The sequence below is a fragment of the Mameliella sp. AT18 genome, assembly GCF_028807275.1.
Classification (GTDB): Bacteria; Pseudomonadota; Alphaproteobacteria; order Rhodobacterales; family Rhodobacteraceae; genus Antarctobacter; species Antarctobacter albus.
Genome location: NZ_JARAMO010000032.1, coordinates 25,089 through 31,148, shown reverse-complemented (window position 1 = coordinate 31,148; position 6,060 = coordinate 25,089). Strand labels below are relative to the sequence as shown.

The 6,060-nt window shown below is 63.7% G+C and carries 6 protein-coding genes; all 6 read right to left on the bottom strand.

Annotation, left to right across the window (positions count from 1 at the left end; genetic code table 11):
* A partial coding sequence (locus PVW46_RS04080; protein ID WP_274574793.1) for a c-type cytochrome occupies positions 1-1,190 on the bottom strand: 1,190 nt, incomplete at its 3' end.
* Complete coding sequence (soxC, locus tag PVW46_RS04075) at positions 1,174-2,451, bottom strand: sulfite dehydrogenase (protein WP_139132224.1); 1,278 nt, start codon at positions 2,449-2,451, stop codon at positions 1,174-1,176. The genes PVW46_RS04080 and soxC, both read right to left, overlap by 17 nt.
* A gap of 93 nt (positions 2,452-2,544) precedes the next feature.
* Entirely contained in the window at positions 2,545-4,242 is a 1,698-nt protein-coding gene (soxB, locus tag PVW46_RS04070) for a thiosulfohydrolase SoxB (protein ID WP_043144579.1), read from the bottom strand.
* 97 nt (positions 4,243-4,339) lie between these two features.
* Positions 4,340-5,191, bottom strand: coding sequence for a sulfur oxidation c-type cytochrome SoxA (soxA, locus tag PVW46_RS04065; RefSeq protein WP_069208137.1), 852 nt, complete (start codon positions 5,189-5,191; stop codon positions 4,340-4,342).
* Positions 5,192-5,254: 63 nt separating this feature from the next.
* Positions 5,255-5,584 (bottom strand): thiosulfate oxidation carrier complex protein SoxZ, encoded by a 330-nt coding sequence (soxZ, locus tag PVW46_RS04060; protein ID WP_043144581.1) that lies wholly within the window; start codon positions 5,582-5,584, stop codon positions 5,255-5,257.
* A gap of 31 nt (positions 5,585-5,615) precedes the next feature.
* On the bottom strand, positions 5,616-6,050 hold the full coding sequence (gene soxY, locus PVW46_RS04055; RefSeq protein ID WP_043144738.1) for a thiosulfate oxidation carrier protein SoxY: 435 nt from the start codon (positions 6,048-6,050) through the stop codon (positions 5,616-5,618).
* Positions 6,051-6,060 lie beyond the last annotated feature (10 nt).

Sequence of the window (6,060 nt, the reverse complement as noted above, 5' to 3'; positions counted from 1 at the left end):
CGCAGGCCGGCAAAGGCCATCTTGGTGCCTTTCACGGTGCCACGCGGATCAGCAAGGAAGGCCGCCAGAGTCTCTGCATCCCAAGCGCCGCCCATGCTACCCATCGTGTTGGAGTACTTGAACCCCTCGACAGAGCCGATTTCGCGTCCGACGATGCCATTGAGCTGCGGACCGACGCGATCCTTGGCGCCGTCACCGATCTGGTGGCAGGCCTTGCACTTGTTGAAGACCTTTTCGCCTGCGGCGACCAGTTCCGGGTCCGGCGCGCCAGTTGCGGCAGGGGCCGCGGCAGGGTCTGCCGCCGGTTCGGCAGCGGGTTCCGGGGCCGGGTCCACGGCGGCGGCCGGCTCCGGGGCCGGATCGGTCGCGGCGGGTTCTTCAACCGCTTCTTCGGGCGTCACGTCCAGAACGGTCGCGCGCATGGTGATCTCGACCGGACCGTCCTTGCAGTTTTCCATGCAAGGCTCAGTCCGCCACTTGCTGTATTCGGTCTCGGCCCGGTCATCGATGATGAAACCATCCGCGTTGGGCAGTACCACCTCGGGCAGCGTGTCCTGGTTCAGCTCGAACTCGTCGTCGATGATGTCGTTCGAGTAGAGGATGTAGGCCACGATGGCATAGGTATCATCAACCGACAGCGACTGCGCGTTGCCGAAAGGCATCGAGCGGTGGACGTAGTCCCAGACGGTCGAGGTATAGGGCCAGTAAGAGCCCACGGTCTTGAGCGGGTCCTCATCCGCCAGTGTGCCGTCACCGCCTGCCAGCTTGGGCCAGTTGCCCACGCCCTCGGCAAAGGAGCCGTGGCAGACCGCGCATTGTTCCTCGAAGATCGCTTCGCCGTCAAAGGCATTGCCGCTGCCCGCCGGCAGGCCGGTGCCGTCGGGGCTCACGTCGAGGTTCCAGGCGGCGATTTCCTCGGGCAGCGCGCCGCGGCCCAGGCCAAAGCGCAGGCCCTTGCTGTCGCCGTTGTCCGCATGGGCGGCACCGATGATGCCGCCGTCCACGGCCTCGGGGGCAGCGGCGGTCTTGACCGGGGCCTCTGGCTCGGGGATCGGCGCCGGAAGTTCGCCCAGCATCTGCGGGTTCTCCGGGAAATCCGCAACATTGCGGTCGGCAAAGTTGTAGGCGGCGACCAGCATCAGGCCGACGCCTGCAATGGTGCCGACGTAGAGATTAAGAGACTTCGACATTTTCGGCCTCCCCGTTGGCTTTGACGTGCCAGGTCTGGATGCAGTTGTTGTGGTAGATGGAGTTCAGGCCGCGCACATCACGCAGTTGAGCCTTGGTCGGCTGGACATAGCCCGTCTCGTCAATCGCGCGCGACTGAAGCAGCCATTCCTCGCCTTCCCAAGTGGTGTCCAGGTAGAAGCGGGTCAGTGCCTTGTCCTGGCCTTCGGAGGCGAGACGCGCGGTTTCCCATGTCATGCCGCCATCCTTGGAGACATCGACGCGGGTGATCTTGCCGTGGCCGGACCAGGCCATGCCGGTGATGACCACCGGACCGTGACCGTGCTTGATCGGCGCCTGCGGGCTGGGCGAGGTGACGACGGATTTCGCATCCATGACCCAGGTCCACTTGCGCGAGGTGCCGTCGGCCAGCGTGTCGGTGTATTTCGAGGTCTCCTCACGGCTTTCCACCGGGCCATCCATGACCTCGACACGGCGCAGCCACTTGACCCACATGTTGCCTTCCCAACCGGGCACGACAAGGCGCACCGGGTAGCCGTGCTCCTTGCGCAGGGCCTCGCCATTGGCCTTGAAGGCCACCAGAACGTCGTCCATCGCCTTTTCCATCGGGATCGAACGCCCGTTGGAGGAGGCATCGGCGCCTTCGACATAGACCCACTTGTCCTTGAAATCACCGGCGGCATCCAGGCCGGCCTCGGCCAGCAGGGTACGCAGGGGCACGCCGGTATATTCCATGTTGTGGATCATGCCGTGGGTGAACTGGGCGCCGTTCAGCTGCGCGCCTGCCCATTCCATGCCAGTGTTGGCCGCGCATTCGCAGAAATAGACGTGCTGTTCGCGCGGAAAGCGTTCCAGGTCGTCATAGGTAAAGACCAGCGGCTGGTCCACGAGGCCGTTGATCATCAGGCGGTAATCCGGCTTGGACAGCTCGATGGCGCCCGAGTGGTGGCGTTCGAACGCGCAGCCCTGCGGCGTGATCGTCCCGTCCAGTGCGTGGATCGGGGTGAAGTTGATCGACGAGATCGTGTCGGCGGTCAGCCATTCCACGTTGCGGCGGATGACGTCGTCCTCGAACTTGATCGGCAGGCCATAGGGGACCTCGTCAACGCCGTGGCCAAAGCCGGACGCCCAGTCCTGCACTTCGGTGATCAGCGGGTCGGGACCGGCGGCGCGGGCGCCCGTGGCGACCACGGCCCCTGCCCCCAGCGCCGCGGCACTGGTCAGGAACTGGCGACGGGAGGTGCCTTTCGTTTCCTTGCTCATTGCGTTCTCCTTACGGATCATTTCATTCATCTATGTGAATGACTTGGCGAGAATTTCGGCGGGCCGAGGCCCGCCGGAAAAACGTGGTTGCGTTCAGGCGCCGACCACTTCGACATTGTCACGGGGCTGGATCGAAACCGTGCCCTGCTTGCGGATATGGTTTTCGACCACATCCCAGATCTGCGGCCCCTCGGTCCCCTCGTTGACCGAGGCCCAGCCCGCGACCACGTAGTTCTTGGCCGGGTCGATGGCCTCGCCGGTGCTGAGCAGCACCATGTCCGAGATCCGTTCGCCCTGCGGCTTGTTCACGTCGCAGCGGTAGCCCATGCCCCCGATGCGGACCATGTCGCCGCCCTGTTGGTAGTAGGGATCGGGGTTGAAGATGTTGTCAGCCACGTCCTCGAGGATGACCTTGATGAACTCGCCGGTCATCTCGGACCGGTAAGCCTTGCCGTAGGTCATGCTGGTGACGTTCCAGATGTCCTCGCGGGTGATGTCATCGCCCGGGATCAGCGACGGCCCCCAGCGGACGCCAGGCGACATGGCGATGTCAGCCTCGCGCTCGCTCAGCAGGGCGTCGCAGATCAGGTCGTCCCAAGTGCCGTTGAAGTTGCCGCGGCGGTAAAGCAGCGAGTCGGTCTGGCCGATCACCTCTTCGAGGTCCGCCTTGTAGGGCGCGCGCTGCTCTTCGATCAGGGTGGCCATCTGCGGGTCGGGCGCGATCACGTCCGAGAAGATCGGGATCAGCTTGTGGCGGAAACCCATCATGCGGCCATCGCGCACGTCGAGATCGACGCGGGAGACGAATTTGCCGTTGGAGCCGGAGGCGATCAGGATCGTCTCGCCCACCAACACCGGTTCCGGCAGCGCGTCATGGGTGTGGCCGGTCAGGATCACGTCGATGCCGGTGACCTTCGAGGCCATCTTCTTGTCGACGTCAAACCCGTTGTGGCTGAGGCAAACGACCAGTTCGGCCCCCTGCGCGCGCACCTCGTCGACCATTGCCTGCATGTTCTCGTCGCGGATACCGAAGGAGAATTCCGGGAACATCCAGCGCGGGTTGGCGATCGGCATGTAGGGGAAGGCCTGGCCGATGACGGCGATCTTGACGCCGCCGCGTTCGAAGAACTGGTAGGGTTTGAACAGCTCCGAGGGTTCGTCCCACTCGGCGTCAAAGATGTTCTGACCCAATGCGGCAAAGGGCAGACCCTCGACCAGTTCGGTCACACGGTCGGTGCCCAGGGTGAATTCCCAGTGAAAGGTCATCGCATCGGGCTTCAGCCCGTTCATCACGTTGACCATGTCCTGCCCCTCGGAGTGGTAGCAGGTGTAAGAGCCGTGCCAGGTATCGCCACCGTCCAGCAGCAGGGCATCGGGACGATCCGCACGGATGGCGTTCACCACAGTCGCGACACGGTCCATGCCGCCAACCTTGCCATAGGCCTGCGCCAGGGCGCTGAAATCGCCGGAGGACAGCGCGTAATGAGAGCGCGACCCGTCCTCGATGCCGTAGAGCTTGCGGAAATCCGAACCGGTGACATGCGGGACAGCGCCACGGTTGCCACCGACCCCGATGTTGACCGAAGGCTCGCGGAAGTAGATCGGCATCAGCTGCGCATGGATGTCGGTAACGTGGATCAGGCTGACGTTGCCAAAGGTGTCGAATTGCAGAAGCTGGTCCTGCGTCAGGCTCTGCTGGGCGGCGAGCCGGGCCCAGTTGCCAAAACCGGAAGTCCCGAGCATCGCCGAGGCCGCCATACTCACCTGCAGGAAATCGCGTCTTGAGATCATGGGGAGGGGTCTTTCTGTCTCATGACACACATGCGCATGTGTGAATTTCTTAGAACGAAGAAACCCCGCGCCAGTCACCTGACGCGGGGTCGTTTATTCAGTTACGGACGGAGGGGCCTTCGACCGACAGGCCGTTGCCACGCGACTTGACGTAAAGCTCAAGCGCGATGAATTCGTCCGAACCCGGGCTGAAGGTTTCTGCGCGGGTGTCCCGGATGCAGCCCTTGAAGCGGCTGTGAGCGCCGTTCAGTTTGGCATTCTTCAGACGGTATGTCGGGAAACCGTTGATCTGGCCCTGGCTGAGGTGGTCGGCACGGATGTAGTTGCCGTAGTTTTCCTCATGGCAGGAGGCGCAGGCAAGCTCGAGCTGGCCGTAGCGCGTGTAGTAGATTTCCTTGCCCTTTTCCCAGGCATCGGCAACCGGACCGTCGATGGCGACGTTCACCGGCATGCCGCGCGAATGCGAGGCGATCATCGCCTCCATCGAGACGGCATCGGTGGCGTCATACTTCCAGGCGTCGGCGCCCATGCGGTTCACGCGGCAGTCGTTGACCTGCATCTGCACGGTGCGCAGCTCGCCGGCGTCCTCGTTCCACTTGGGATAGGTCGCAGCAACACCGGCCATGCTGTCGGCAGGGTCGGCGTGGCAATCCGAACATGCCTTGCCTTCGGACCCCTCGGCCGTGTTCCAGATGTCCATCGCCTGGTCGACGAAGATCATGCCCTGGTTCTCGAAGTCGTCGGCCTGAAGCTGCTGAGTCTCGTCCGAGCGAAAGTGCCAGCCCGAGATGATCTCGTCCAGAACACCGTCCAGGTGGGCGGGCGCCGGAGCCTTGGTCGTCATCTCGATGTCGCCGTTGACGATCAGCGTGTCGTCGTCGGCACCGCCCGCGAAGGCCGCGGGCGCAAACAGCAGTGCGGCGACAGCCGTCATTGCCTTGAATTTCATGTTGTTACCCTCCCGATTGGCGATCCTGCCCCGCGGTGTGCGGGGCAGGACTAGCTCTTCTGGTCAGCCGACTGCGACCGACTTGGTCTCTTCGTAGACGTCGCCGTCATCGTCGTACCAGGTGAACTTCAGATCGCCTGCTTCCGGGATGGTCGCATCGAATTCGAAGTACGGGTTGGTCGAGATCGCCGGGGCCAGCACGACGTCAATGACGTTCTCGCCATTGAAGTCGCAGGTGAAGCGATTGATGATCGAGCGCGGGATCACGTTGCCCGAGCTGTCCTTGCGCTGACCCGATTCCATCTTGTGGGAAATCAGGGTCTTGATGGTCACGACCTCACCGGCGGATGCCTTCTTGGGGGCCTTGACGCGGGGTTTGACACCAGATGCCATTTCTCAGAACTCCTCTAGGTTAGCCGCAGGATCAGCCGCCGCAGCCGCCGATGGTGACCTTCACGGTCTTCATCGCGGTCTGGTAGCTGCCGTCCGCCATCTTGGCGATGGCCTGCACGTCCTGGGTGCCGGCAAGGCGGATACGGGTGGATGCGGCCTGCGACCCGGCGAGCGGGCCGAAGCGGAAGGTGGCGACGCCCGGAGTCGGGTTGCCCAGCGCATAGACGCGCACCTCGACGGCGCCGGGGGCGTCGACAGAGATCGGAACGGTGTTGCCGTTCTCGGCGATTTCCGGCGCGGTCAGCGTCAGGTCACCGGCGGCGGCATCGGCACCGGCCAGGAAATCGTCGGGGGCGCCGACGAGTTCGGCATTCGGGTCGGCCTGTGCAAATGCGCTCAGCGGAAGCAGGGCCATCGCGGTGGCACCGGCGCCGAGCGCCAGCGTGTCACGTCTCGTGAAGTCCATCATGTTTCTC